General features: G+C 73.1%; 22 protein-coding genes. 16 read left to right on the top strand and 6 right to left on the bottom strand.

The features are described from left to right. Positions 1–119 precede the first annotated feature (119 nt). A complete protein-coding gene (locus SY2F82_RS24405) occupies positions 120–695 on the top strand; it encodes a helix-turn-helix domain-containing protein (protein ID WP_200421310.1) in 576 nt (191 codons plus the stop codon). Positions 696–732: 37 nt separating this feature from the next. Further along, positions 733–1,452 carry a helical backbone metal receptor gene (locus SY2F82_RS24400; RefSeq protein ID WP_200421309.1) on the top strand — a complete coding sequence of 240 codons (720 nt, stop codon included), beginning with the start codon at positions 733–735 and terminating at the stop codon, positions 1,450–1,452. Here SY2F82_RS24400 and SY2F82_RS24395 read toward each other — a convergent pair. Further along, positions 1,379–2,575: a TDT family transporter gene (locus SY2F82_RS24395; RefSeq protein ID WP_200421308.1), complete on the bottom strand. Its 1,197-nt coding sequence runs from the start codon at positions 2,573–2,575 to the stop codon at positions 1,379–1,381. The two genes, SY2F82_RS24400 and SY2F82_RS24395, sit on opposite strands and share 74 nt — an antisense overlap. Positions 2,576–2,645: 70 nt before the next feature. On the opposite strand from SY2F82_RS24395, the gene SY2F82_RS24390 reads away from it, so the two are divergent. Beyond that, positions 2,646–3,581: a LysR family transcriptional regulator gene (locus SY2F82_RS24390; protein WP_200421307.1), complete on the top strand. Its 936-nt coding sequence runs from the start codon at positions 2,646–2,648 to the stop codon at positions 3,579–3,581. 104 nt (positions 3,582–3,685) lie between these two features. Here SY2F82_RS24390 and SY2F82_RS24385 read toward each other — a convergent pair whose 3' ends face one another. Together SY2F82_RS24385 and SY2F82_RS24380 are read right to left on the bottom strand one after the other, a co-directional pair. Further along, a complete protein-coding gene (locus tag SY2F82_RS24385) occupies positions 3,686–4,420 on the bottom strand; it encodes a gamma-glutamyl-gamma-aminobutyrate hydrolase family protein (RefSeq protein WP_200421306.1) in 735 nt (244 codons plus the stop codon). Between the two features lie 53 nt (positions 4,421–4,473). Next, a complete protein-coding gene (locus SY2F82_RS24380; protein ID WP_200421305.1) occupies positions 4,474–5,220 on the bottom strand; it encodes a FadR/GntR family transcriptional regulator in 747 nt (248 codons plus the stop codon). 76 nt (positions 5,221–5,296) lie between these two features. On the opposite strand from SY2F82_RS24380, the gene SY2F82_RS24375 reads away from it, so the two are divergent. The 3 genes from SY2F82_RS24375 to SY2F82_RS24365 are packed head-to-tail and all read left to right on the top strand — an operon-like array spanning position 5,297 to position 8,864. After that, the gene (locus tag SY2F82_RS24375; protein ID WP_200421304.1) at positions 5,297–6,667 is read left to right on the top strand and encodes a glutamine synthetase family protein; all 1,371 of its coding nucleotides are present in this window, start codon (positions 5,297–5,299) and stop codon (positions 6,665–6,667) included. Between the two features lie 23 nt (positions 6,668–6,690). After that, the gene (locus SY2F82_RS24370; protein ID WP_200421497.1) at positions 6,691–8,070 is read left to right on the top strand and encodes an aldehyde dehydrogenase family protein; all 1,380 of its coding nucleotides are present in this window, start codon (positions 6,691–6,693) and stop codon (positions 8,068–8,070) included. 2 nt (positions 8,071–8,072) lie between these two features. Then, on the top strand, positions 8,073–8,864 hold the full coding sequence (locus SY2F82_RS24365; protein ID WP_200421496.1) for a 3-oxoacyl-ACP reductase: 792 nt from the start codon (positions 8,073–8,075) through the stop codon (positions 8,862–8,864). A 102-nt stretch (positions 8,865–8,966) separates the two neighbouring features. On the opposite strand, the gene SY2F82_RS24360 is transcribed toward SY2F82_RS24365, so the two are convergent. After that, positions 8,967–10,169, bottom strand: coding sequence for an amino acid deaminase/aldolase (locus SY2F82_RS24360; protein ID WP_200421303.1), 1,203 nt, complete (start codon positions 10,167–10,169; stop codon positions 8,967–8,969). A 1,088-nt stretch (positions 10,170–11,257) separates the two neighbouring features. Between SY2F82_RS24360 and SY2F82_RS24355 the strand changes: the two genes are divergently transcribed. Next, the gene (locus tag SY2F82_RS24355; RefSeq protein ID WP_374707202.1) at positions 11,258–12,196 is read left to right on the top strand and encodes a hypothetical protein; all 939 of its coding nucleotides are present in this window, start codon (positions 11,258–11,260) and stop codon (positions 12,194–12,196) included. Continuing rightward, a complete protein-coding gene (gene mycP, locus SY2F82_RS24350; protein WP_200421302.1) occupies positions 12,193–13,359 on the top strand; it encodes a type VII secretion-associated serine protease mycosin in 1,167 nt (388 codons plus the stop codon). The genes SY2F82_RS24355 and mycP overlap by 4 nt, the downstream gene beginning before the upstream one ends. Before the next feature lie 24 nt (positions 13,360–13,383). On the opposite strand, the gene SY2F82_RS24345 is transcribed toward mycP, so the two are convergent. Beyond that, positions 13,384–14,334: a serine hydrolase gene (locus SY2F82_RS24345; RefSeq protein ID WP_200421301.1), complete on the bottom strand. Its 951-nt coding sequence runs from the start codon at positions 14,332–14,334 to the stop codon at positions 13,384–13,386. A 152-nt stretch (positions 14,335–14,486) separates the two neighbouring features. Here SY2F82_RS24345 and SY2F82_RS24340 point away from each other — a divergent pair, with 152 nt between their 5' ends. After that, a complete protein-coding gene (locus tag SY2F82_RS24340) occupies positions 14,487–15,218 on the top strand; it encodes an SseB family protein (protein WP_200421300.1) in 732 nt (243 codons plus the stop codon). A gap of 314 nt (positions 15,219–15,532) precedes the next feature. Here SY2F82_RS24340 and SY2F82_RS24335 read toward each other — a convergent pair whose 3' ends face one another. Then, complete coding sequence (locus SY2F82_RS24335) at positions 15,533–15,928, bottom strand: DUF1844 domain-containing protein (protein WP_200421299.1); 396 nt, start codon at positions 15,926–15,928, stop codon at positions 15,533–15,535. A 370-nt stretch (positions 15,929–16,298) separates the two neighbouring features. Here SY2F82_RS24335 and infC point away from each other — a divergent pair, with 370 nt between their 5' ends. The 7 genes from infC (at position 16,299) to pheT (ending at position 23,928) form a co-directional block, all read left to right on the top strand. After that, positions 16,299–16,946, top strand: coding sequence for a translation initiation factor IF-3 (infC, locus tag SY2F82_RS24330; protein WP_103845041.1), 648 nt, complete (start codon positions 16,299–16,301; stop codon positions 16,944–16,946). Between the two features lie 184 nt (positions 16,947–17,130). Continuing rightward, positions 17,131–17,325, top strand: a complete 195-nt coding sequence (gene rpmI / locus SY2F82_RS24325) for a 50S ribosomal protein L35 (protein WP_007829094.1) — start codon at positions 17,131–17,133, stop codon at positions 17,323–17,325. Between the two features lie 113 nt (positions 17,326–17,438). Continuing rightward, the gene (rplT, locus tag SY2F82_RS24320; RefSeq protein ID WP_019325184.1) at positions 17,439–17,822 is read left to right on the top strand and encodes a 50S ribosomal protein L20; all 384 of its coding nucleotides are present in this window, start codon (positions 17,439–17,441) and stop codon (positions 17,820–17,822) included. 284 nt (positions 17,823–18,106) lie between these two features. Further along, a complete protein-coding gene (locus SY2F82_RS24315; protein WP_200421298.1) occupies positions 18,107–18,967 on the top strand; it encodes an RNA methyltransferase in 861 nt (286 codons plus the stop codon). 50 nt (positions 18,968–19,017) lie between these two features. Then, positions 19,018–20,154: an ATP-binding protein gene (locus tag SY2F82_RS24310; protein WP_200421297.1), complete on the top strand. Its 1,137-nt coding sequence runs from the start codon at positions 19,018–19,020 to the stop codon at positions 20,152–20,154. Positions 20,155–20,293: 139 nt separating this feature from the next. Further along, the gene (gene pheS / locus SY2F82_RS24305; RefSeq protein WP_200421296.1) at positions 20,294–21,415 is read left to right on the top strand and encodes a phenylalanine--tRNA ligase subunit alpha; all 1,122 of its coding nucleotides are present in this window, start codon (positions 20,294–20,296) and stop codon (positions 21,413–21,415) included. Continuing rightward, positions 21,415–23,928, top strand: a complete 2,514-nt coding sequence (gene pheT / locus SY2F82_RS24300) for a phenylalanine--tRNA ligase subunit beta (RefSeq protein WP_200421295.1) — start codon at positions 21,415–21,417, stop codon at positions 23,926–23,928. Before pheS ends, pheT begins: the two co-directional genes overlap by 1 nt. Positions 23,929–24,123 lie beyond the last annotated feature (195 nt).

The raw sequence follows: 24,123 nt of genomic DNA, 5'->3' as shown, positions 1-24,123 counted from the left end.
ACCACTCTTGTATATGACACCGATGTGACGGGCGCATGAAACGGTTTGCCGAACATGCGTAGGGTGCAGACAACTCAGAAGAAGCAGTGGACCGACGAGCGAGGGAGGGAGCCGGAGCGATGGGCGACCACAAAGAGCAGCCCCTTCGGGTGGGCGCGGCCGTACGGCGGCGCCGCCGCGCGCTGGAGCTCACCCTCGCCGTCGTGGCCGAGCGCAGCGGCCTGTCGGTGCCCTTCCTGAGCCAGGTGGAGAACGAGCGGGCGCGTCCGAGCCGGCCGTCCCTGGAGCGGATCGCCGACGCCCTGCGCACCACCGCCGTCGACCTGCTGGCCGCGGCGGACCCTGCGTGCAGCGTGGACGTGCTGCGCGCCGACGACGAGTCGGTCCCGCCGGGGCAGACCAGAGTGCGTCCGCTGGTGCGCGGGCACCACCAGCTGCACGCGATGGAGTTCATCGGGGACCACGACGAGGGACGCGAATTCCAGCACCGCAACGACGAGTTGATGTACGTCGTCGAGGGCGCCGTCGAGATAGAGGCGGAGGGCCGGGCGCACCGGCTCGGGCGGGGGGACACGCTGTACCTGAGCGGGGGAGTGCGGCACCGCTGGCGGGCGACCGTCCCGGACACGCGCGTGGTGGTGGTCGCGGTCGCGGACCACATCGAGGCGGTCGAGGACCGGTCGCGCCGCCGCTGACCTGATTGCCGTCACCGCCAAGGCCCGAGGAGGCAGGATGCGGGTCGTCTCACTGGTGCCGTCGCTGACCGAGGCCGTCACCGCCTCCGTGCCGGGCGCCCTGGTCGGCGCCACCGACTGGTGCACCCACCCGGCGGACCTCGACGTCGTCCGGATCGGCGGCACCAAGAACCCGAAGGTCGACCGGATCGTCGGGCTCGCCCCCGACCTGGTGCTCGCCAACGAGGAGGAGAACCGCGGACCGGACCTCACCGCCCTGCGCGAGGCGGGCCTGGACGTCCTGGTCACCGAGGTGCGGAACGTGCCGCAGGCGTTCCGCGAGCTGAAGCGGGTGGTGGCGGCGTGCGGCGCGCCGACCCGGCCCCGCTGGCTGGAGGAGGCGGAGGCGGCGTGGTCACGGCTGCCGGAGCCGGGGACCCGGAGGACCGCCGTCGTCCCCGTCTGGCGCAGGCCCTGGATGGTGCTGGGCCGGGACACCTTCGCCGGGGACGTCCTGGCCCGGCTCGGCGTCGGCAACCTGTACGGGACGCACCCGGAGCGCTATCCGAAGGTTCCCCTTCAAGAGTTGCGGGACGCCGCCCCCGACCTGGTGGTGCTGCCCGACGAGCCGTACCGCTTCACCGCCGACGACGGTCCGGAGGCGTTCGAAGGGCTGCCGTGCGCGCTGGTCAGCGGGCGTCACCTCACCTGGTACGGTCCCTCGTTGACCGAGGCGCCACAGGTACTCGCCCAGGGGCTGCGAGCAGCTCGCCGCTGACGACACCCCGGCCGGTCCGGACGGCGGCCACGGCCCACGCGGCGACGAGCAGCGCGTACAGGCCGACCGCGAGCCCGTCGAAGGCGGCGAGCCCCGTGCGCCGGGCCAGCGCCTCCGCGCCGGTGGCACAGGTGCCGACCGGGAACGTGAACGCCCACCAGGTCATGGCGAAGCCCATGCCCTGCCGCAGGGCCCGCACCACCAGCGCGGCCGCGAGCGCCAGCCACAGCAGGGCGAAGCCCATGACCGGGACGCCGTACAGCACGGCGAGGACGGCGAAGCCCTCGGCGTACGGGGCCGGTACGGCTCCGCGGGCGGCGTCGGCGGCGGTGCCGACGGCGGTGGTGGACTGGCCGAGCGGGCCGAGCACCAGGAACAGGGTCGGTGTCAGGGGCAGCGGGAGCGGTCCCGCGGTGATGAGCCGGGTCAGGATCGGCGGCAGGGTCACGAGCGTGGCCAGCAGGCTCAGCCCGAACAGGGCGAGACAGACGAGCAGCAGCGTCTCGCGGGCCCGGCCGGCGGGCAGGTGCGGGACCAGCAGCGGACCCTGGGCCGCGGAGACCATGGGAGCGACCAGGGGCAACAGCCACACAGGGCTCGCCTGTTCCGGCTCGATGCGGTGCCGGGCGACCATCAGATACGGCACGGCGACGGCGGCGACGAGACCGATGACAGTGCCTGCGGTGAACAGGACGGTGTCCACGGCGACGGCGGGGCCCGCCCCGATCCAGTCCCGGCCGACGGCCAGGGTGGCGCCGCCCACCGCGAGCAGGGCCATGGCCAGGCAGCCGTAGAAGGGGGCCACGGCGGGGTCGAGGAGATGGGCGCGGGCCTGGTCGCGGTGGTGGACCCAGTGCAGGGTGCGGGCGACGAGCAGGGCCGCGAGCAGGGTCGACGCCACCGCCCAGACGACCGTGCAGACGGTCCGCAGCCCCGGCACGTGCACGGCCCCGGGCAGACCGGCGCCGGCGGTCGCCACGATCGCGGTGCCCATCACGGAGGCGTACCAGTTCGGTCCGAGGTACCGGACAGCGGGGGCACGTCGGGAGCGGGTGGGCAGGGAGAGGGCGCTCCTCACGGATCCCCGTGAGAAGGACCCTGGGGGCTGGGCTGCGGTGACCATGGATGCACGGTCCCGCCGGGCAGAGGCCGGCACCAGGGATCACGCCTCTATGTGGGCATAAGCTGTGTTTATGGCTGAGGATGTTGAGGCGGGGCTTCCGGGGGCGGGTCTGGCGCACCGGGTACCGGATCTGGGGGCACTGGAGTTGCTGCTCGCAGTGGCCCGGCTGGGCAGCCTGGGGCGGGCCGCGCGGGAGCTGGGGATCACCCAGCCGGCGGCCAGCAGCCGGATCCGCTCGATGGAGCGGCAGCTCGGGGTGGCGCTGGTGGACCGTTCGCCCCGGGGGTCCCGGCTGACCGCCGCGGGGGCGCTGGTCACCGACTGGGCGCGGCGGATCGTGGAGGCGGCGGAGGCGTTCGACGCGGGGGCGCAGGCGCTCCGGGGCCGGCGGGACTCCCGGCTGCGGGTGGCCGCGAGCATGACGATCGCGGAGTACCTGCTGCCCGGCTGGCTGATCGCCCTGCGCGCCCAGCGGCCCGACACGGCGGTGTCGCTGCTGGCCGGGAACTCGGCGGCGGTCGCGGAACGGCTGCTCGCGGACGAGGCCGACCTGGGCTTCGTGGAGGGGCTCTCCGTACCGACGGGACTGGACGAGGCGGTCGTCGCCAGGGACCGGCTGATCGTGGTGACGGCGCCGGGGCACCCCTGGGCCCGCCGCCGCAGGCCGCTCACGGCCGGGGAACTGGCCTCGACCCCGCTGATCCTCCGGGAGGAGGGCTCGGGCACGCGTCAGGTCCTGGACGCGGCCCTGGGCGGCCTCGCCCGCCCGCTGCTCGAACTGTCGTCGACCACCGCGGTGAAGGCCTCGGCGGTGAGCGGCGCGGGCCCCGCGGTCCTCAGCGAACTCGCCGTGGGCGAGGAACTCTCGGCCCGCCGCCTGGTGAGTGTCCCGGTCGACGGCGTACGCCTGGACCGCGCGCTGCGAGCGGTGTGGCGCACCGGACACCGTCCGACGGGCCCGGGACGGGATCTGCTGGGGCTGACGCGGCACAGAGGGCAGGGCTGACGCGGGACGAGGCCTGGGTTGGCGCGGGACGGAGTCGGGGCTGACGCGGGACGAGGCCTGGGCTGACGCCGCACGGAGGCCAGGGCTGACGCGGGAGACAAGCGTCAGGGCTGACTCGTAAGACGAGCGCCGGGGTTGCGCGCGGCCTGGGCGCGGGCGGACGCCGCCTCCACCAGCGCCCGCATCACCCGGACGTCCTCGCCCATCTCCGGGTGCCACTGCACGCCCAGCACCCAGGCGGCACCCGGCACTTCGACCGCCTCCGGTGTGCCGTCCTCCGCGTACGCCGAGATCACCAGTCCGTCCCCGAGGCGGTCCACGGCCTGGTGGTGGTGGGTCGGGACCGACACCGACTCCGCAACCACCTCCCCGTAGCGCGTGCCCGGCACCGGCTTGACCCTGTGCCCGCCGAACGCGCCGACCTGGACGACGTGACCGTCGAGGTGCTGCACGAGTGTGCCGCCCAGGGCCACGTTGAGCAGCTGCATCCCGCGGCAGATGCCGAGCAGCGGCGTGCCGGACGCGAGCGCCGCCCCGATCAGCGCCAGTTCCCAGGCGTCCCGCTCGGGCGCGGGCGGCCCGGTGCGCGGGTCGCGCTCCGCCCCGTAGCGGGCCGGGTCCACGTCCGGGCCGCCCGCGATCACCACGCCGTCCAGCCGGGCGACCGTCGCCGCCGCCTGCGCCGGATCGTCCGGCGGGAGCATCGCGGCGAGCCCGCCGGCCCGCTGCACCAGCCGCGGATAACCCGCCGGCAGCAGCGCAGCCTCCAGCTCCCAGACGCCCCAGCGCGCCCCGCCCTCCAGATACGTGCTCACGCCGATCAGCGGCCGTCCGGTCATACGGGCCTCCTCCCAGAGCCTCAATGGTGCATGCCGATACCTTAAATGCGAACTCAGGCCAGGAAGCCCCGCAGCAGCGCCGCCGTCCCCGCGCAGTGCTCCCGCATGATCTCCCGAGCCCCGTCGGCGTCCCCGTCCAGCACCGCCTCCACCAGCGCCTCGTGCTGCCGCTGCGAGTGCTCCAGGTTGCGCACCAGCAGCGGGATGCAGTCCAGCAGGTCGTTCACCGAGGCCCGTACGGCCGCGTACTGCGCCGTCAGCGACGGTGACCCGGCGAGCTCCGCCAGTGTGAGGTGCAGCAGCGTGTCCAGGCGCCGGTACTCCGTCAGCGGGGCGTCCTGGGTGCGGACCAGGGCCTCCCGCAGCCGTGCCGCCTGCTCGTCCGTGAGGCCGTGCCTCGCGCACAGGCCCGCCGCCCCCACCTCCAGCACCTCACGGAACCGCAGCACGTCCTCGATGTCGACCCTCTCGATGCGCCGGCGCAGCTCGTCCTCGCCGCCCGCGTCCACGCGCGGCAGGACGAACGTGCCGCCGTAGCGCCCCCGCCGCGACTCGACGAGACCCTGGTCCTGGAGCACCTTCAGCACCTCGCGCAGCGTCACCCGGCTGATCCCCAGCCGCTCCGCCAGCTCCCGCTCTGCGGGCAGCCGCTCGCCGCCCGGCACCAGCCCCAGGCGGACCACCTGGAGGATCTGCTCCAGCGCCTCCTCGAAGCCGTTGCCCGCCCGCACCGGCCGCAGCACCGGCGTCAACCGGTCCCGCACGCCGGCGGCGAGGTCGTCGCCCTCCGCCTGCGACATCCGGCCGTGCCCCCTTCCCAAGCAATGGTTCTCGGAAATACCTTATGACTTCCGGCGGACCCGAAGGAGACCTCCCGTGGCAGACCGCACATCCCCGCTCGGCCTCGAGGAGCTGCACGCCCTCGTAGCGGGCGGCGAGATCGACACTGTCGTCCTGGCCTTCCCCGACATGCAAGGGCGCCTCCAGGGCAAGCGGTTCGCCGCGCGCTTCTTCCTCGACGAGGTGCTGGAGCACGGCACCGAGGGCTGCAACTACCTCCTCGCGGTCGACACCGAGATGAACACGGTCGACGGGTACGACATGTCCTCCTGGGACCGCGGCTACGGCGACTTCGCCCTCCACCCGGACCTGAGCACCCTGCGCCGGGTGCCCTGGCACGAGGGCACGGCCATGGTCATCGCCGACCTCGCCTGGAACGACGGCTCACCCGTGCTCGCCGCCCCCCGCCAGATCCTGCGCCGCCAGCTGGAGCGCCTGGCCGCCCTCGGCTACACCGCCCAGGTCGGCACCGAGCTGGAGTTCATCGTCTTCAAGGACACCTACGAGCAGGCCTGGGACGCGAACTACCGGGGCCTGACCCCGGCCAACCAGTACAACATCGACTACTCCGTACTCGGCACGGGCCGTATCGAGCCCCTGCTGCGCCGCATCCGCAACGAGATGGCCGGCGCCGGGATGACCGTCGAGTCCGCCAAGGGCGAGTGCAACCCCGGCCAGCACGAGATCGCCTTCCGCTACGACCACGCCCTGGTGACCTGCGACCAGCACGCGATCTACAAGACCGGAGCCAAGGAGATCGCCGCCCAGGAAGGCGTCTCGATCACCTTCATGGCCAAGTACAACGAACGCGAGGGCAACTCCTGCCACATCCACCTCTCGCTCGCCGACGAGCACGGCCGCAACGCCATGGCCGGCGGGCCCGGCGACCCCGGCGGGATGTCGGAGGTCATGCGGCACTTCCTCGCCGGGCAGCTGGCCGCCCTGCGCGACTTCTCGCTGCTGTACGCGCCGAACATCAACTCCTACAAGCGCTTCCAGCCGGGATCGTTCGCCCCGACCGCGGTCGCCTGGGGCTACGACAACCGAACCTGCGCCCTGAGGGTCGTCGGCCACGGACGCTCGACGCGCTTCGAGAACCGGGTCCCCGGCGGCGACGTCAACCCGTACCTCGCCGTCGCGGGGATGGTCGCGGCCGGGCTGTACGGCATCGAGCAGGAGCTGGAGCTGCCCGAGCCGTGCCCCGGCAACGCCTACACCGCCGAGTACGCGCACGTGCCCACCACCCTGCGCGAGGCGGCCGAACTCTGGGAGAACAGCGCACTCGCCAAGGCGGCCTTCGGCGACGAGGTGGTCGCGCACTACAGCAACATGGCCCGCGTCGAACTGGCGGCCTTCGACGCCGCGGTGACCGACTGGGAGCTGCGCCGCTCCTTCGAACGCATGTGAGGGGTTCTTTCGTGCCGAACGCCGTGTCGAACGAGCTCGATCTGCAGGTACTGAATCCGGCCACCGAGGAGGTCGTCGCCACCGTCCCCGCCGCCACCGCGGCCGACGTGGACGCCGCCGTCGTACGGGCCGCGCGGGCGCAGTCCCGGTGGGCGGCGCTCCCGCCCGGCGACCGGGCCCGGCTGCTGCGCCGGTTCGCCCGGGCAGTCGACGAACACCTCGAGGAACTGGCCGAGTTGGAGGTACGCGAGGCGGGCCACACGATCGGCAACGCCCGCTGGGAGGCCGGCAACGTCCGTGACCTGCTCGACTACGCGGCCGGCGGAGTGGAGCGCCTGACCGGGCGCCAGATCCCGGTCCCCGGCGGCCTGGACGTCACGATCCTCGAACCGCTAGGGGTCGTGGGCGTCATCGCACCCTGGAACTTCCCGATGCCGATCGCCGCATGGGGCACCGCTCCGGCGCTCGCGGCGGGCAACGCGGTGCTCCTCAAGCCCGCCGAGACGACCCCGCTCACCGCCCTGCGCCTGGCCGAACTGGCCCTGGAGGCGGGCCTGCCCGAAGGACTGTTCCAGGTGCTGCCCGGCCACGGCCCCGTCGCGGGCGCCGCGCTCGTCGAGCACCCGGGCGTGGCGAAGATCGTCTTCACCGGGTCGACAAGCGTGGGCAAACAGGTGTTGGCGAAGGGCTCCGCCCTGCTCAAGCGCGTCACCCTCGAACTCGGCGGCAAGAGCCCCAACATCGTCTTCGCGGACGCCGACCTCGAGACCGCCGCGGCCACCGCCCCCATGTCGTTCCTCGACAACTCCGGCCAGGACTGCTGCGCCCGTACCCGCATTCTCGTCCAGCGCTCCGCCTACGACCGCTTCCTCGACCTCCTCGCCCCCGCCGTCGAGTCCGTCCTCGTCGGCGACCCGGCCGACGAGAACACCCAGATGGGCCCGCTGATCTCCAGGGCCCAGCTGGAGCGGGTCCGCTCGTACGTCCCCGCGGACGCCGAAGCGATCCGCGGCAAGGCACCCGAGGGGCGGGGCTTCTGGTACCCGCCGACCGTCCTCACCGGCGTCGACCCGCACGCGCGCGTGGCCGTCGAGGAGGTCTTCGGCCCGGTCGCCGTCGTCCTGCCCTTCGAGGACGAGGCCGACGCGGTCCGGCTCGCCAACGACACGCCGTACGGGCTCTCCGGCTCCATCTGGACCCGGGACGTCGGCCGCGCGCTGCGCGTCTCCCAGGCCGTCCGCGCGGGCAACCTGTCCGTCAACTCCCACTCCAGCGTCCGCTACTGGACCCCCTTCGGCGGCTTCAAGCAGTCGGGGATCGGCCGCGAACTCGGCCCGGACGCCCTGACCGCCTTCACCGAGACCAAGAACGTCTTCATCAGCACGGAGGGCCCCGCACAGTGACAGTGACCTCGCAGACCTCTGACACCATCTGCCGCCGCCTGGTCGGCCGCACCGCCGTCGTCACCGGTGCCGGCAGCGGCATCGGTCTCGCCAGTACGCGCCGCCTCGCCGCCGAGGGCGCGCACGTCGTCTGCGGCGACATCGACGAGACCCGCGGCAAGGCCGCCGCCGAGGAGGTCGGCGGGCTGTTCGTGAAGGTCGACGTCACCGACCCCGGGCAGGTGGAGGCGCTGTTCAAGGCGGCCTACGACACCTACGGGTCCGTCGACGTCGCCTTCAACAACGCGGGCATCTCGCCGCCCGACGACGACTCTATCCTCGAGACCGGTCTGGAGGCCTGGAAGCGGGTCCAGGAGGTCAACCTGACCTCCGTCTACCTGTGTTGCAAGGCCGCCATCCCCTACATGCGGCGCCAGGGCAAGGGCTCCATCATCAACACGGCCTCGTTCGTGGCCCGGATGGGCGCGGCCACCTCGCAGATCTCGTACACGGCCTCCAAGGGCGGGGTCCTCGCCATGTCCCGTGAGCTGGGCGTGCAGTTCGCACGGGAGGGCATCCGGGTCAACGCACTGTGCCCCGGGCCGGTCAACACCCCGCTCCTGCAGGAGCTGTTCGCCAAGGACCCCGAGCGGGCCGCGCGCCGACTGGTCCACATCCCGGTCGGGCGGTTCGCGGAGGCCGAGGAGATCGCCGCGGCGGTCGCGTTCCTTGCCAGCGACGACTCCTCCTTCGTGAACGCCACCGACTTCCTGGTGGACGGCGGAATCGCGGGCGCGTACGTCACGCCTCTGTAGCGGGCCTCGGCCCCCGTGACTCCAGGTCACGGCGGCATCAGGGCGGCCCAAAGGCGGCACCGGTGCCTGGCGCCGGTGCCGGTGCCGGTGCCGGTGGTCGCGTCAGAGGAAGGTGTGCCCCTCGCCGCGGTACGTCGGCACGGTCGCCGTGACCCGGTCGCCCTCGACCAGGTGGAGCGCGTCGAAACGCTCGCACAGCTCGCCCGCCTTGGCGTGCCGGAACCACACCTTGTCGCCGATGAGCAGGTCGTCGGCGGCCGAGCCCAGCAGCGGCGTCTGCACCTCGCCGGGCCCCTCCTGCGGGTCGTACTTCAACCCCTCGGGCAGATACGGCACGGGCAGCCGGTCGGGGCCCGCGGCGCCCGACGCGGGGTAGCCGCCGCCCAGCACGGTCACCACCCCGACGCCCGGCCTGCGCACCACCGGCTGGGCGAACAGGGCGGCCGGACGGCCGCGGAACGAGGTGTAGTTGTCGAACAGCCGCGGCTGGTAGAGCCCGGAACCCGCCGCTATCTCGGTCACCGCGTCCTCGGCGGCCGTGTACTGGACGCTGCCCGTGCCGCCGCCGTTGACGAACTCCAGGTCCGGCGCCACGTCCCGGACCGCGCGCACCACTTCCGCGCGCCGCCGGCCGAGCTCCCTGCGCGCCGTGGCCTGCATCAGCCGGATGGCCCGCGACCGCACCGGACGCCCGGCCACCGCGTCGCCGACACCGGCGACATGGCCCTCGTACGCCATGATGCCCACCAGCCGGAAACCGGGCGTACGGACCACCGTGCGGGCCATCTCGGCGACCTGCTCGGGTGAGTGCAGCGGTGAGCGGCGCGCGCCGACGCGGACCCGGCCGCCGAGCAGCTTCAGCGAGGTGTCCAACTCCAGGCAGACGCGCACCTCTTCGGTGCCGCCCCGGCGGGCGTCGTCGATGAGGCGCAGCTGGGCCGGGTCGTCGATCATCACCGAGACGGCGGCGGCGAGCTTGGGGTCGCCGGTCAGTTCGGCGAACGCCTGGCGGTCGGCCGACGGGTAGGCCAGCAGGACGTCGTCGAAACCGGAGCGGGCCAGCCACAGGGACTCGGTGAGCGTGAAGGACATGATGCCGGCGAAACCCTCCCGGGCGAGCACCCGTTCGAGCAGAGCGCGGCAGCGTACGGACTTGCTGGCGACCCGGATCGGCTTGCCGCCGGCCCGGCGGAGCAGGTCGTCGGCGTTCGCGTCGAACGCCTCGAGGTCCACGATCGCGACAGGGGCGTCGAGATGAGCGGTGGCCCGGTCGTAGCGGGCCCGGTCTGCGGCGCGGGCAGTCATGGACGCAGCCTGCCAGATGCGATTACCGCAGGGTAGGGGGACGATCCGGGCAGATGCCGCCGGTGACCTGGACCGGTTCCCGTTCGAGGCGGATCAACCCGTAGAGTGACGCGCACGTGGGCAAGCGGCTGCTCCGCTCGGGCGCGCACGCCTGGGATGGGCGTCCGCGCGCGCGGGTATGTCTGCCCAGGACGGGCCGGCGTCCGCACCACGCCTACCGGCCGTCCGCCCTGGGCGGTCGAACACCCGGGACGTCCCGGGAGGTCCGGCTACAACGAAACGGGGGGTGCATGAGCACGGAAGCGCACCGCGCCTCCATCCCTCCGCGCCCCTCGAGCCCGCCCCGCCCGGCCACGCAGCCGGGTGACCCCGTGCCTCCGCGCCGTCCGTCGACGGCACCCGACGAGCCGGCGACCGCGCCCCGCCCGACGACGCGCTCCGACGCCTCCGTGCCACCGCCGCGCCCGTCGACGCCGCCGGGTGTCCCTCCCGCGGGGGCGAACGGCACCTCCGCGCCCGGAGGCGACCGACCTCGGCCGACGCAGCGCAACGGCTCCGCCGGAACGATCCCGCCCCGCCCCGGGCAGCCGCCCGCGGCGGCACCCCCGTCCGGCCCGCAGGCGCCGGTCGCACCGCGGCCAACTCCGCCTGTCCGTACGTCCTTCCCGCCGGTCCCGCCCCGCCCCGAGCAGCCGCCCCGGACGCAGGCCGCGGCCGGGTCCGGCGCCGCCGGGGCCCCGGTGCGGCCCGGCGCGGACGACTCCTTCGGCCGTTCCGGTACGCAGCTTGGCTCTCACCGGCCGGACACGGCGGAGGCCCCCGGCCACTCCGCCGCGGCCGGGCACCCGGCCCCTTCCGGTGCGGGCCGGCCCCCGGCCGGTCCCGGTGCGGTCGGTGCGTCCGCCCGGACCGGTGCCGTCGCGCGGCCGTTCCGGCTCGGCGCGGGAGTGCCCCAGCGGCCCGCAGGCGTCTCCGAGGGCGCATCCGGTGGTGACCGGGAACCGTCGGCGCGGCCCGCCCCCGAGTCCCGCCGGCTCGCGGACGTCCGGTCCGACCCGCACGCCGGGACCCCGGGTCCGCCCCCGCCGGTGGCCACCGCACGCTTCCCCGACGCGCCCCCGGCCGTCGGCGCCGCCCCCGCCGCGGACACCCCCGGCATCGTGGAGACCACCGCGCGGCTGCGCCCCGTCCAACCGGTGCGGCCCTTCGTGACCCTCGCCCAGCCCGACACCCGCGGTGTCGAACCCCCCAGGCCGCGGCTGCACTTGGGCGCCCGCGTCCGCCCCAGGGTCGCCGCCTCCGCCGCCTGCCTCGTCCTCGGGCTCGGCCTCATCGGCGGTGCCGTGACCGGCAGTTGGCTCACCGGGGACGACTCACCGGACGGTGCGCGGGGCGCGTACGCCGTCGCCGGAACCCTGTGGCACAGCGTCCCCGTCGACCGGCTCTTCCCGCCCACCGTCAACGGCCCGGGCGCCGGCCCCGGCGGCGCCGACCGCATCTGGACCCGTATCGCCGTCGCCCCCGACAGCGGCTGCACGGACGCCTTCGACCCGCTCCTGCGCAAGGCCCTCGCCCCCGTCGGCTGCCTGCGCCTGCTGCGTGCCACCTACACCGACGCGACCAGCAGTCAGGTCACCACCGTCGGACTGCTGTTCACCCGGGCCGACGCCGCCGCCATGGGCGCCCTCGCCAGCCGCTTCAAGGACGAGGGCCTGGACCGCCGCACCGACCTCATGCCCCGCCCGTACGCGGCCGAGGGGACCGTCGCGGCGGGCTTCGGCGACGCCCAGCGCGCGTCCTGGACGATATCCGTCCTCACGGACGCCCCCGTCGTCGTCTACGGCGTCTCCGGCTTCGCCGACGGCCGCACCGTCACCGAACCCGAGCCGGCCGAGAGCGCCATGAAGACGGGTGCCACCACGGCCCCCGCCCAGGCGGGGCTCGGCAATGACGCGGCCGGCCTCGCCGACCGTATCGAGGCGGCCCTGCGCAAGACCTTCACCTCGGCCACGGAGAGGTCCTCATGAGCGCCCGCACGACCGGCGCGCGCCTGCTCACCCCCCTCATCGCCGCCGCCCTCGCCCTGCTGCCCGCCACCGCCGCCCACGCCGACGGCATACGGGCCCAGGAGTGGGCCCTCGACGCCCTGCACGTCCAGCAGGCCTGGCAGACGACCAAGGGCAAGGGCATCACCGTCGCCCTCCTCGACACCGGCGTCGACGACACCCACCCCGACCTGGTGGGCAACGTCCTCCCCGCCAAGGACCTGGTCGGCTTCGGCGCCCGGCGCGGCGACCCCGCCTGGGCCGTGCACGGCACCGCCATGGCCGGCATCATCGCGGGCCACGGCCACGGGATCGACGACTCCGACGGCGTCATGGGCGTCGCCCCCGAGGCGAAGATCCTCCCCGTGCGTGTCATCCTCGAGGACGGCGACCCGGCCCGTACGAAGGCCCGCAACACCCGTGGCAACGCACTCGCCGAAGGAATCCGCTGGGCCGCCGACCACGGCGCCGACGTCATCAACCTCTCCCTCGGCGACGACTCCAGCTCCGCGCACCCCGAAGCGGCCGAGGACGAGGCGATCCAGTACGCGCTGAAGAAGGGCACGGTCGTCGTCGCCTCAGCCGGCAACGGCGGCGAGCACGGCGACCACACCTCGTACCCGGCGGCCTACCCCGGCGTCATCGCGGCCACCGCCGTCGACAGCGACGGCACCCGCGCCTCCTTCTCCACCCGCCGCTGGTACGCCACGGTCAGCGCCCCCGGAGTCGACGTCGTCATCGCAGAACCGGACCGCAAGTACTACGAGGGCTGGGGCACGAGCGCGGCATCCGCCTTCGTCTCGGGCGCCGTGGCGCTCATCAAGGCGGCCCATCCGGGACTCGGCCCGGCCCAGATCAAGCGGCTCCTGGAGAAGACCGCTCGCAACCCTCCCACCGGCGGCAGGGACGACTCCCGCGGCTTCGGCTTCATCGACCCCGCGGCAGCCATCAAGGCGGCCGCCGGCCTCAGACCGGACAACCTGCACCCGGCGGCGTACGGCAAGGAGTACTTCGGCTCCGGCCCGGACACGGCCGGCGCCGCCTCGGACCCACCGGGCTGGGCGGGCCCCCTGGCGGGCGCCCTGGGCGTGGCGCTGCTGGTGGCTTCGGCACTGCTGTGGAGGGGCCGCAGAAGCGCCGCGTAGACGACCCGCGGTGCTGCGGTGCTCTCACCGGAAGACGGCCACGGCCGCTCGCGCCGCGGCCTCCACCACCGAAATCCCCTTCTCCTTCGTCGAGTTCCCGCCGGACAGCGCCGCCACCAGGAAGTCGCGCCCGCCGACCGTGACCCGTCCGATGCTGTTGACGTCCCACAGCCCGGTCGTGCTCCGCGCCAGCCAACCGTTCTTCAGCGCCCACGCGGAGCCGTCCGCCGCCGCGGAAACCCCCCACCGCTGATCCTCGGCGATGTCGCCCATGAGCCCCCGCAGGTAGGACCGCGAGGCCTCGCTCAGCAGCGAGTCGTCCTCGAACACCTGCCGGAGCAGGGTCAGCTGGTCCGCCGCCGTGGTCTGCGTGAGCCCCCACAGCGTGCCCTCACCACCGACCGTGTCCGTCAGGCCGAACCGCTTGTTCGCGCTGTCCAGGCCGTCGGCGCCCCCGATCGCCGTCCACAGTGCCGACGCGGACCCGTTGTCGCTGTTCTCGATCATCGCGGTGGCGTGCGCCTTCTCCTGCGCGGTCAGGTGCCGGCCGTCGTCCTGCGCCTGGAGCAGCAGCGCCGCCAGGATGTCCACCTTCACGATGCTCGCCGTGTCGAAGGTGCCGTCGCCGTACGCGGCGCTCTCCCCGGAGTCCATCGAGAGGACCGCCACGGCCGCGTCCGCCGTGTCCTCGACGGCCACCGACGCCATCGCCCGCTTCAGCAGCGCGTCCCGGTCCACCGAGGGTTCCGCGGCAGGTTCCACCGATGCCTCCTGGCTCGACGGGGCCGACGCCGAGGGCGTCACCGACGACGCCGACGATACGGCGCCCGCGTCGGCGTGCGCCCGCTCCCTCAGGTACACCGTCCCCGTCGCCGTACCGCCGGCCACGACGGCTGCCGCCAGCGCCGTGCAGAAGTACGCCCGGCGCCGACAGGCGCGGGCGCGGTGGTGACGGTGGGCTCTCGGGGACGCCATGGCCGCCGATGGTCTTCACCCGTGCTGTGCACGCCGTGGGACGGGCGTGAGAGGTGTGTCAGGAGACGCTGAGAAACCGGTGAGAGCGGTGACCACCCGTGTCTCAGGGGCGGCACTGCCCCGGCGAAGACCCCCCGATAGGGTCGGTGACCGTGGCGAACAAGAACATTCCCGACTCCGGCTTCTCCGACGACGACGGTTCGGCCGACCCCCGGCTGAGCGCGGCGCTCGCCGCCTGGGCCGAGGACCGCACCGCCGTGGGGCCCGTCCTGGAGGCGCTGAAGGGTGCACGGCTCCTCGTCCCCGTCGTCGCGATCCTCGGCGAGGTGGAGGAGGACGAGAAGGGGCTGCGCCGCGAGAAGACCAGCGAGATGGCCGTACCGACCCTGAAGGCCGGCGGCCGCACCGCCCTGCCCGCCTTCACCTCGACGGACGCGCTGGCCCGCTGGGACCCTGCGGCCCGCCCGGTCGCCGTCCCGCTGCACCAGGCCCTCCAGGCCGCCGCGCACGAGAAGGCCGACACGATCGTGCTGGACCTGTCCGGTCCGGTGCCGTTCGAACTGACCGGCCCCACGCTGCTCGCCCTCGCCGAGGGCCGTACGACCACCGACCCGCTCGCCGACCCGGCCGTCACCGGCGCCGTACGGGCCGCCGTGGCCGCCGAGCCCGCCGTGCGGCGCGCCTACCTCGGCCCGGGCAAGGCCGACGGCATCCTCGCGCTCGTCCTGGACCCGGCGGCGAGCCCGGGCGAGGCCGCGCGCGCCGTGGCCGAGCGGATGGCGGCCGACGACACACTGAGGGCCCGCCTGGTGCGCGGCCTCGACCTGGCAGTCCTGCCGGCCGGAGCGACGCCTCCGGGCGAGCCCTTGTTCGTGCGTTCGTGACGATCTTCGTACGGTCCCGGGTCGGCCCTGGGGTCTTTCGTTCGGATCAGGCCGGGTCGGGGAGCGGGGCCATGGGGGCGCCCCCGCGCGAGCTCGTTCGAGCGCGGGGGAGCGTGCAGCCGCACGGCGAGGAGGCTGTGACATCGGCCGCTACCGCGGCGGGCGACGCGATGGGGGTCCCCCCGCGCGAGCGTGTTCGAGCGTGGGGAGTCGGCGAGTGACGACAACGCCGCTGGGGGTGCCCCCACGCCGTTGAGGCAGTGGGGGAGTGCGTGCCGGGCCCCGCGAGCCCGGCACGATCCGAACGAGAGGCCCTAGCCGTAGATCGGCCCGGTGTACTTCTCGCCCGGGCCCTGGCCCGGCTCGTCCGGGACGACGGACGCCTCGCGGAACGCCAGCTGCAGCGACTTCAGGCCGTCGCGCAGCGGCGCCGCGTGGAAGGAGCTGATCTCCGTCGCGCTCGCGTCGAGCAGCCCGGCGAGGGCGTGCACCAGCTTGCGGGCCTCGTCCAGGTCCTTGTACTTGTCGCCCTCCTCGGTGAGACCGAGCTTCACGGCGGCGGCGCTCATCAGGTTGACGGCGACCGTCACGATCACCTCGACCGCGGGCACCTCCGCGATGTCGCGGGTCATGGCGTCGAAGTCGGGCTGCGCGGCGGAATCCGGGGATTCCGTGGGGGCCTCGGATTCCGAGGGGGAGGTGTCACTCATGCACCACACGATAGGTGCCGGACGTGCGTTCGCTTGAATTAGCCCTGGCCGACCGAAGCTGCTAGCCTTGACTGACGACCGGCCGGACACCTGGTTGCCCGGCCCACAAGTGGAGGCTCCGATCTCCCACCTTGCCACCCCGAGGGGCGGCGGGTCACCGGTCAGGCGGCCACCACCGTTCCGTACGGACGGTGGAGTCGCCCGAAATCGCGCCCCGCGGACCACCGCGGCGGTGCTCCGGAAAGTTCGGAGTCCCGCCTGTGTCCCGTCCGGGGCATTTTTCATGCGCCGTGATGGTTGGTCCTTATGTCAACCCAGACATATACGCGGCCGTCCGCCAGGCGGCCGTAGGTGCTACCGAGGAGGATCCATCAGCGCCGAGCCCCGCATCAACGACCGGATTCGCGTTCCCGAGGTGCGACTTGTCGGTCCCAGTGGCGAGCAGGTCGGCATCGTGCCGCTTGCCAAGGCCCTGGAGCTTGCGCAGGAGTACGACCTGGACCTGGTCGAGGTCGCGGCGAACGCCCGTCCGCCCGTGTGCAAGCTCATGGACTACGGGAAGTTCAAGTACGAGTCGGCCATGAAGGCCCGTGAGGCGCGCAAGAACCAGGCGCACACGGTCATCAAGGAGATGAAGCTCCGGCCGAAGATCGACCCGCACGACTATGACACCAAGAAGGGTCACGTCGTCCGGTTCCTCAAGCAGGGCGACAAGGTCAAGATCACGATCATGTTCCGTGGCCGCGAGCAGTCCCGCCCCGAGCTGGGCTACCGACTGCTGCAGCGTCTCGCGGAGGACGTCCAGGACCTCGGTTTCGTGGAGTCGAACCCGAAGCAGGACGGCCGCAACATGATCATGGTTCTCGGTCCGCACAAGAAGAAGACCGAGGCGATGGCCGAGGCCCGTCAGGCGCAGGAGGCCCGCAAGGCGTCTGCGAAGGCCAACCCCGGCCGCTCGCAGAACCCCGCCGACGCCGAGACCGCCGAGGCCCCGGCCGAGGCATCCGCCGAGGCCTGATCCCGGGGCGTGAGCCCCGGGGGAGCCGGACGTACGGACGTACGACCGCCGCTGGGCGGACGTACGGACCCCGGAAAGCCCGGGACGCCAGTCCCAGGATGTAACCGATACAAGAGCGACGCTCCAGCGTGCCCGGTTTAACGACCGGGCACCGGAGCGCCACCGACGAGGAGAGAACGGCGCTATGCCGAAGAACAAGTCGCACAGCGGTGCCAGCAAGCGCTTCAAGGTCACCGGCTCCGGCAAGGTGCTCCGTGAGCGCGCCGGCAAGCGCCACCTGCTCGAGCACAAGTCGTCCCGTCTGACGCGTCGCCTCACCGGCAACGCCGAGATGGCCCCGGGCGACGCCAAGAAGATCAAGAAGCTTCTCGGCAAGTGACGCCACGGCGCTTGATCTGCTGATCAGTCCGCGCCGTACGTACGTCAGGACCGGGACCCAATCGTTTCGGGCCGTGTGAGGACCCCCACGGCCCCGCTACAAGGAGTTAACAAGTGGCACGCGTCAAGCGGGCAGTCAACGCCCACAAGAAGCGCCGGGCGATCCTCGAGCAGGCCTCCGGCTACCGCGGTCAGCGTTCGCGCCTGTACCGCAAGGCCAAGGAGCAGGTCACCCACTCGCTGGTCTACAACTACAACGACCGCAAGAAGCGCAAGGGCGACTTCCGTCAGCTGTGGATCCAGCGCATCAACGCCGCTGCCCGCGCCAACGGCATCACCTACAACCGCTTCATCCAGGGTCTGAAGGCCGCGAACATCGAGGTCGACCGCAAGATCCTCGCTGAGCTGGCCGTCAACGACGCGGGTGCGTTCGCCGCGCTCGTCGAGGTCGCGCAGAAGGCCCTGCCGTCGGACGTGAACGCGCCCAAGGCTGCGTGACGCGACGGCGCCGCGCCGGCTTCAGCCGGATGTGAACCGGACCCGCAGGCCTACGACGGCCTGCGGGTCCGGTTGTGTCTGCGCCCTGCGAGCGCCGGCAAGCGACAAACCCCTCCCGTACGGCACGACACGCTGCGCGCCGCGACGGACAGTTCGGCACCTCCCCCGCTGCCTCAAGGGCGTGGGGAGCCCCCCAGGTCCGCCGTCGTGGCTGGGCGCCGTCGCGGTGGGAAAGAGCCGGCTGTCACGCCACAGAGACCCCTGAGCTTCCGAAAGTGAACCGCATGCCCCCCGCCACCCCCGAGCTCATCTCCCCCCGCTCCCCCCGCGTCAGCGCCGCGCGGCGGCTGGCGAAGCGGAACTTCCGGGGCAAGGAGCGGCTGTTCCTCGCGGAGGGCCCGCAGGCCGTACGGGAGGCCGCGGCGCACCGCAGCGGGGGCACGGCGACCCTCGTCGAGCTGTTCGCCACCCCGGACGCGGCGGAGCGGTACCCGGACATCGTGGGGGCGGCCCGTGACGCCGGCGCCCGCGTCCACCTCGCCGCGGAGCAGGTCGTCGCCGACATCTCCACCACCGTGACCCCGCAGGGCCTGGTCGGGATCTGCCGCTTCCTGGACACCGGCTTCGACGCGATCCTGGCGGCCCGCCCCCGCCTGGTCGCCGTCCTCGCCCATGTGCGCGACCCGGGCAACGCCGGCACCGTCCTGCGCTGCGCCGACGCCGCAGGTGCCGAGGCCGTCGTCCTCACCGACGCCTCCGTCGACGTGTACAACCCCAAGGCCGTCCGCGCCTCCGTCGGCTCCCTCTTCCACCTGCCCGTCGGCGTCGGCGTCCCCGTCGAGCGGGCCGTGGCCGGGCTCAAGGACGCCGGGGTGCGCATCCTCGCCGCCGACGGAGCGGGCGACCACGACCTGGACGACGAGCTCGACAAGGGCACGATGGGCGTGCCCACCGCCTGGGTGTTCGGCAACGAGGCATGGGGACTGCCGGAGGAGACGCGGGAGCTGGCCGACGCCGTCGTCCGTGTGCCCATCCACGGCAGGGCCGAGAGCCTGAACCTCGCGACCGCCGCGGCCGTATGTCTCTACGCGTCCGCCCGTGCACAGCGCGCCCCCGGAGGGTGCCGCTCCGTCACTCACGGCTAGTAGGGTGGCGGGCTCGGGGCCCACGGCCTGACGAGAGGTGGGGTACGGGGATGAGGGTCGGTACGAGCAGAGCACCGGAGGCACGGGACGCGCACCGCGCCCCGGGGTCCCGGCACGGCGATCCCGCCGAGCTCGGCATCGACCCGGACGAACTCCCCGACGGGCTCGTCATCGCCGACGAGCACGCGCGCGTCATCTGCTTCAACGCCCCGGCCGAACGCATCACCGCCGTCCGCGCCGCCGACGCCCTCGGGCAGCGGCTCGACAGAGCCCTGCCATTAGAAGATCTCGAGGGGCGGCGCTGGTGGCAGCTGACCGACCCCTACGGAGGGCTCACGATCCGCGTCCGGCAGCCCGAGCGCAACCTCCTGCTCCCCGGGGGCCGCGAGGTCCTCGTCTCCGCGCGCTATGTGCGCACCCGCCCCACCGGGCCCATCCGCCGCGTGGTCGTCACCCTCCGCGACACCGAGGCGCGCCGCCGCACCGAACGCAGCCACGCCGAACTGATCGCGACCGTGGCCCATGAACTGCGCTCCCCGCTCACCTCCGTCAAGGGCTTCACCGCCACCCTCCTCGCCAAGTGGGAACGCTTCACCGACGACCAGAAGCGGCTCATGCTGGAGACCGTCGACGCCGACGCGGACCGGGTCACCCGGCTCATCGCCGAGCTGCTGGACATCTCGCGGATCGACTCCGGGCGGCTGGAGGTGCGCCGCCAGCCCGTCGACATAGGAGCGGCCGTCGGACGGCACATCCAGGCCTACGTCGCCGCCGGGCAGCCCGCCGACCGTTTCCTGCTGCGCATCGAGCAGCCCCTGCCCGCCCTCTGGGCCGACCCCGACAAGATCGACCAGGTGCTCAGCAACCTCCTCGAAAATGCCGTGCGCCACGGGGAGGGAACCGTCACGATTGACATCACGCCCTCGGTTTCGCCCCGCGAAGGGGAGGACACCGGCACGTCGGTCACGGTGAGCGACGAGGGCCCCGGCATCCCGGAGGAGTCCATGAACCGCGTCTTCACCCGCTTCTGGCGGGGCAGCAAGCGCGGGGGCACGGGCCTCGGGCTCTATATCGTCAAAGGCATCGTCGAGGCCCACGGCGGCACCATCACGGTCGGCCGCGCCCGCAGCGGCGGCGCCGAGTTCCGATTTACGTTGCCCGTGGGGGCACCGGCTTACCTGGCCTGAGCAACCCACGGGCGCATTCACTTTCCCCAGCCCCGTTAGACTCGGCCATTGGCACCTTTGCGTCCCAATATCCGGAGACGACTCGTCCACGAGTCGGTGACGGGGACCGTCAGCCAGCCAATCGGAAGCACGGGAAGAGATGTCGGCACCCAATAAGTCGTACGACCCTGTCGAGGTCGAGGCCTTGAAACCGGAAGAGATCGAGCGCATGCGGGACGAGGCGCTCGCCGCCTTCGCCGCCGCGGACTCCCTCGACGCGCTCCACGAGGCCAAGGTCGCCCACACCGGCCCCACCTCGCCGCTGGCTCTCGCCAACCGCGAGATCGGCGCCCTGCCCCCGCACGCCAAGGCCGACGCCGGCAAGCGCGTGGGCCAGGCCCGTGGCGCCGTGAACAAGGCCCTCGCCGGCCGCCAGGCCGAACTCGAGGCCGAGCGGGACGCCCGCGTCCTGGTCGAGGAGTCGGTGGACGTCACGCTGCCCTACGACCGCGTGCCCGCGGGCGCCCGCCACCCGCTGACCACGCTCTCGGAGCGCATCGAGGACGTCTTCGTGGCCATGGGCTACGAGGTCGCCGAGGGCCCCGAGGTCGAGGCCGAGTGGTTCAACTTCGACGCCCTGAACATCGGACCGGACCACCCGGCCCGCGGCGAGGCCGACACCTTCTTCGTGCAGGCGCCCGACGGCGGCTCGGAGTCCGGTGTCGTGCTGCGCACCCACACCTCGCCCGTGCAGATCCGTTCCCTGCTCGACCGCGAGCTGCCGGTCTACGTGATCTGCCCCGGCCGCGTGTACCGCACCGACGAGCTGGACGCCACCCACACCCCGGTCTTCCACCAGGTCGAGCTGCTCGCCGTCGACGAGGGCCTGACCATGGCGGACCTGAAGGGCACGCTGGACCACATGGTCCAGTCGCTGTTCGGCGAGGGCATGAAGACCCGGCTGCGGCCGAACTTCTTCCCGTTCACCGAGCCGTCCGCCGAGATGGACATGGTGTGCTACGTCTGCCGCGGCGAGTCCGTCGGCAACCCCGACCGGCCCTGCCGCACCTGCTCGTCCGAGGGCTGGATCGAGCTCGGCGGCTGCGGCATGGTCAACCCGCGGGTGCTCACCGCCTGCGGCGTCGACCCGGAGAAGTACAGCGGCTTCGCCTTCGGGTTCGGCATCGAGCGGATGCTGATGTTCCGCCACAACGTCGAAGACATGCGAGACATGGTCGAGGGTGACGTCCGGTTCACCCGGCCGTTCGGGATGGAGATCTGATGCGGGTCCCGCTTTCTTGGCTGCGGGAGTACGTCGACCTGCCGGCGACGGAGACCGGGCGCGATGTGCAGGCCAAGCTGATTTCGGCCGGCCTGGAGGTCGAGACCGTCGAGCAGCTCGGCGCCGACCTCACGGGTCCGCTGGTCGTGGGCCAGGTGCTGACCATCGAGGAGCTGGAGGGCTTCAAGAAGCCGATCCGCTACTGCACCGTCGACGTCGGCAAGGCGAACGGCACCGGCGAGCCCCAGGAGATCGTCTGCGGCGCCCGTAACTTCGCCGTCGGCGACAAGGTCGTGGTGGCCCTCCCCGGCGCGGTCCTGCCCGGCGACTTCGCGATCGCCGAGCGCAAGACGTACGGCCGGATGTCGCGCGGCATGATCTGCTCCAGCGACGAGCTGAACATGGGTGACGACGGCACCAAGGGCATCATCGTGCTGCCGCCCGGCACCGAGGTCGGCAAGGACGCCGTCGAGCTGCTCGAGCTGGTCGACGAGGTGCTCGACATCGCCGTCACCGCCAACCGCGGCGACTGCCTGTCGATCCGCGGTGTCGCCCGCGAGACCGCCATCGCCTACGGCCTGCCGCTGCGCGACCCCGCCCTGCTCGACGTGCCGGCGCCGAACGCGTTCGGCCACCCGGTGAAGATCTCCGAACCCCTCGGCTGCGACCGCTTCACCGCCCGTACGGTGACCGGCGTCGACCCCGAGGCCCGCTCCCCGATCTGGCTGCAGCGCCGGCTGCAGAAGGTCGGCATGCGCCCGATCTCGCTCGCCGTCGACATCACCAACTACGTGATGATGGAGATCGGCCAGCCGCTGCACGCCTACGACCGCAAGTTGATCCAGGGCACGATCGGCGTGCGCCGTGCCGAGGAGGGCGAGAAGTTCACCACCCTCGACGGCGTGACGCGCACCCTGCACTCCGAGGATCTCGTCATCACCGACGACCGCGGCCCGATCGGCCTCGCCGGTGTCATGGGCGGCGCCAACACCGAGATCGCGGACCACGACGACGGCGAGAACGCCACGACTGAGATCGTCATCGAGGCCGCGCACTTCAACCAGGTCTCCATCGCCCGCACCGCGCGCCGTCACAAGCTGTCCTCCGAGGCGTCCCGCCGCTTCGAGCGCGGCGTGGACCCGCTGGCCGCCCCCGCCGCCGCCCAGCGCACGGTCGACCTGCTGGTGCTGCTCGCGGGCGGTACCGCCGACGCGGGCGTCACCGAGATCATCGCGCCGTCCGCGCCGCACACCATCGCCATGCCGGCCGACCACCCGGACAAGGTCGCCGGCGTGCACTACGGCCGCGAGACCGTCGTACGCCGCCTGCAGGAGGTCGGCTGCGACGTCTACGGTCAGGACGAGCTGATCGTCACCGTGCCGTCGTGGCGGCCGGACCTGGCGGAGCCGAACGACCTGGCCGAGGAGGTCATCCGGCTGGAGGGCTACGAGAACCTGCCCTCCACGCTGCCCAAGCCCCCGTCCGGGCGCGGCCTGACCCACCGGCAGCGGCTGCACCGCCGCGTCGGCCGGGCTCTGGCCGGGGCAGGCTACGTCGAGGCGCCGAACTACCCGTTCGTCAGCGAGCAGGTCTTCGACCAGTTCGGCCTGGAGGCCGACGACCCGGCCCGCCGCGTCGTCAAGCTGGTCAACCCGCTCAGCGACGAGGAGCCCGCGCTGCGCACGACGCTGCTGCCGGGCCTGCTCGGCGCGCTGCGCCGCAACGACGGCCGCGGCTCGCACGACCTGGCGCTGTTCGAGACCGGGCTGGTCTTCCACCCGCGCGAGGAGCGGCGTGTGGCCGCCCACCTGCCCGTCGACCGGCGTCCCACCGATGAGGAGATCGCCGCGCTGACCGCCGTGCTGCCCGAGCAGCCGCGCCACGTGGCCGTCGTCCTGGCGGGCGCCCGCGAACAGGCCGGCTGGTGGGGCAAGGGCCGCCCGGCCGACTGGGCGGACGCGATCGAGGCCGCCCGGACCGTGGCCCGAGAGGCCGGGGCCGAGCTGATCGTCCGCAAGGGCCAGTACGGTCCGTGGCACCCGGGCCGCTGCGCCGAGCTCGTGGTCGTCACGGACGGTGCCGAGCGGGTCGTGGGCCACGCGGGCGAGCTGCACCCGCGCGTCGTGAAGGCGCTGGGGCTGCCCGAGCGCACCTGCGCGACGGAGCTGAACCTGGACGCGCTGGAGGCGGCCGGCGACGGCACCCCGCAGGCGCCGGGCATCTCCACCTTCCCGGTCGCCACGCAGGACGTCGCGCTCGTCGTGGACAAGCCGGTGCCGCAGGCGGAGGTCGAGGCCGCGCTGCGCGAGGGCGCCGGCGAACTCCTCGAGTCCATCCGGCTGTTCGACGTCTACGAGAACGAGGAGCAGCTGGGGGAGGGGCGCAAGTCGCTGGCCTACGCGCTGCGCTTCCGCGCGGCTGACCGGACGCTCACGGTGGACGAGGCGTCGGCTGCGCGCGACGCGGCGGTCGCGCTGGCCGCTGAGCGCACCGGCGCCGTGCTGCGGAGCTAGTCTCGGCGAGCGCCGGGCGACTGCGGGCCGGGTGTCGGCCGCGGGTGGTCGGTGGCTGATCGCGCAGTTCCCCGCGCCCTCAAAGGGGCGCGGGGAACTGTGCGAGAAACCACATCGGACCCGCAGCCGACGAACGACCCGCGGTGCCCGGCGCTCAGCCGCTCGGCCCCGCCGGCGGAGCCGTCCGCCCCGCCA

It is taken from the genome of Streptomyces sp. Y2F8-2, assembly GCF_014905555.1.
GTDB classification, from domain to species: domain Bacteria; phylum Actinomycetota; class Actinomycetes; order Streptomycetales; family Streptomycetaceae; genus Streptomyces; species Streptomyces cynarae.
This window is presented reverse-complemented; position numbering and strand designations above follow the sequence as displayed.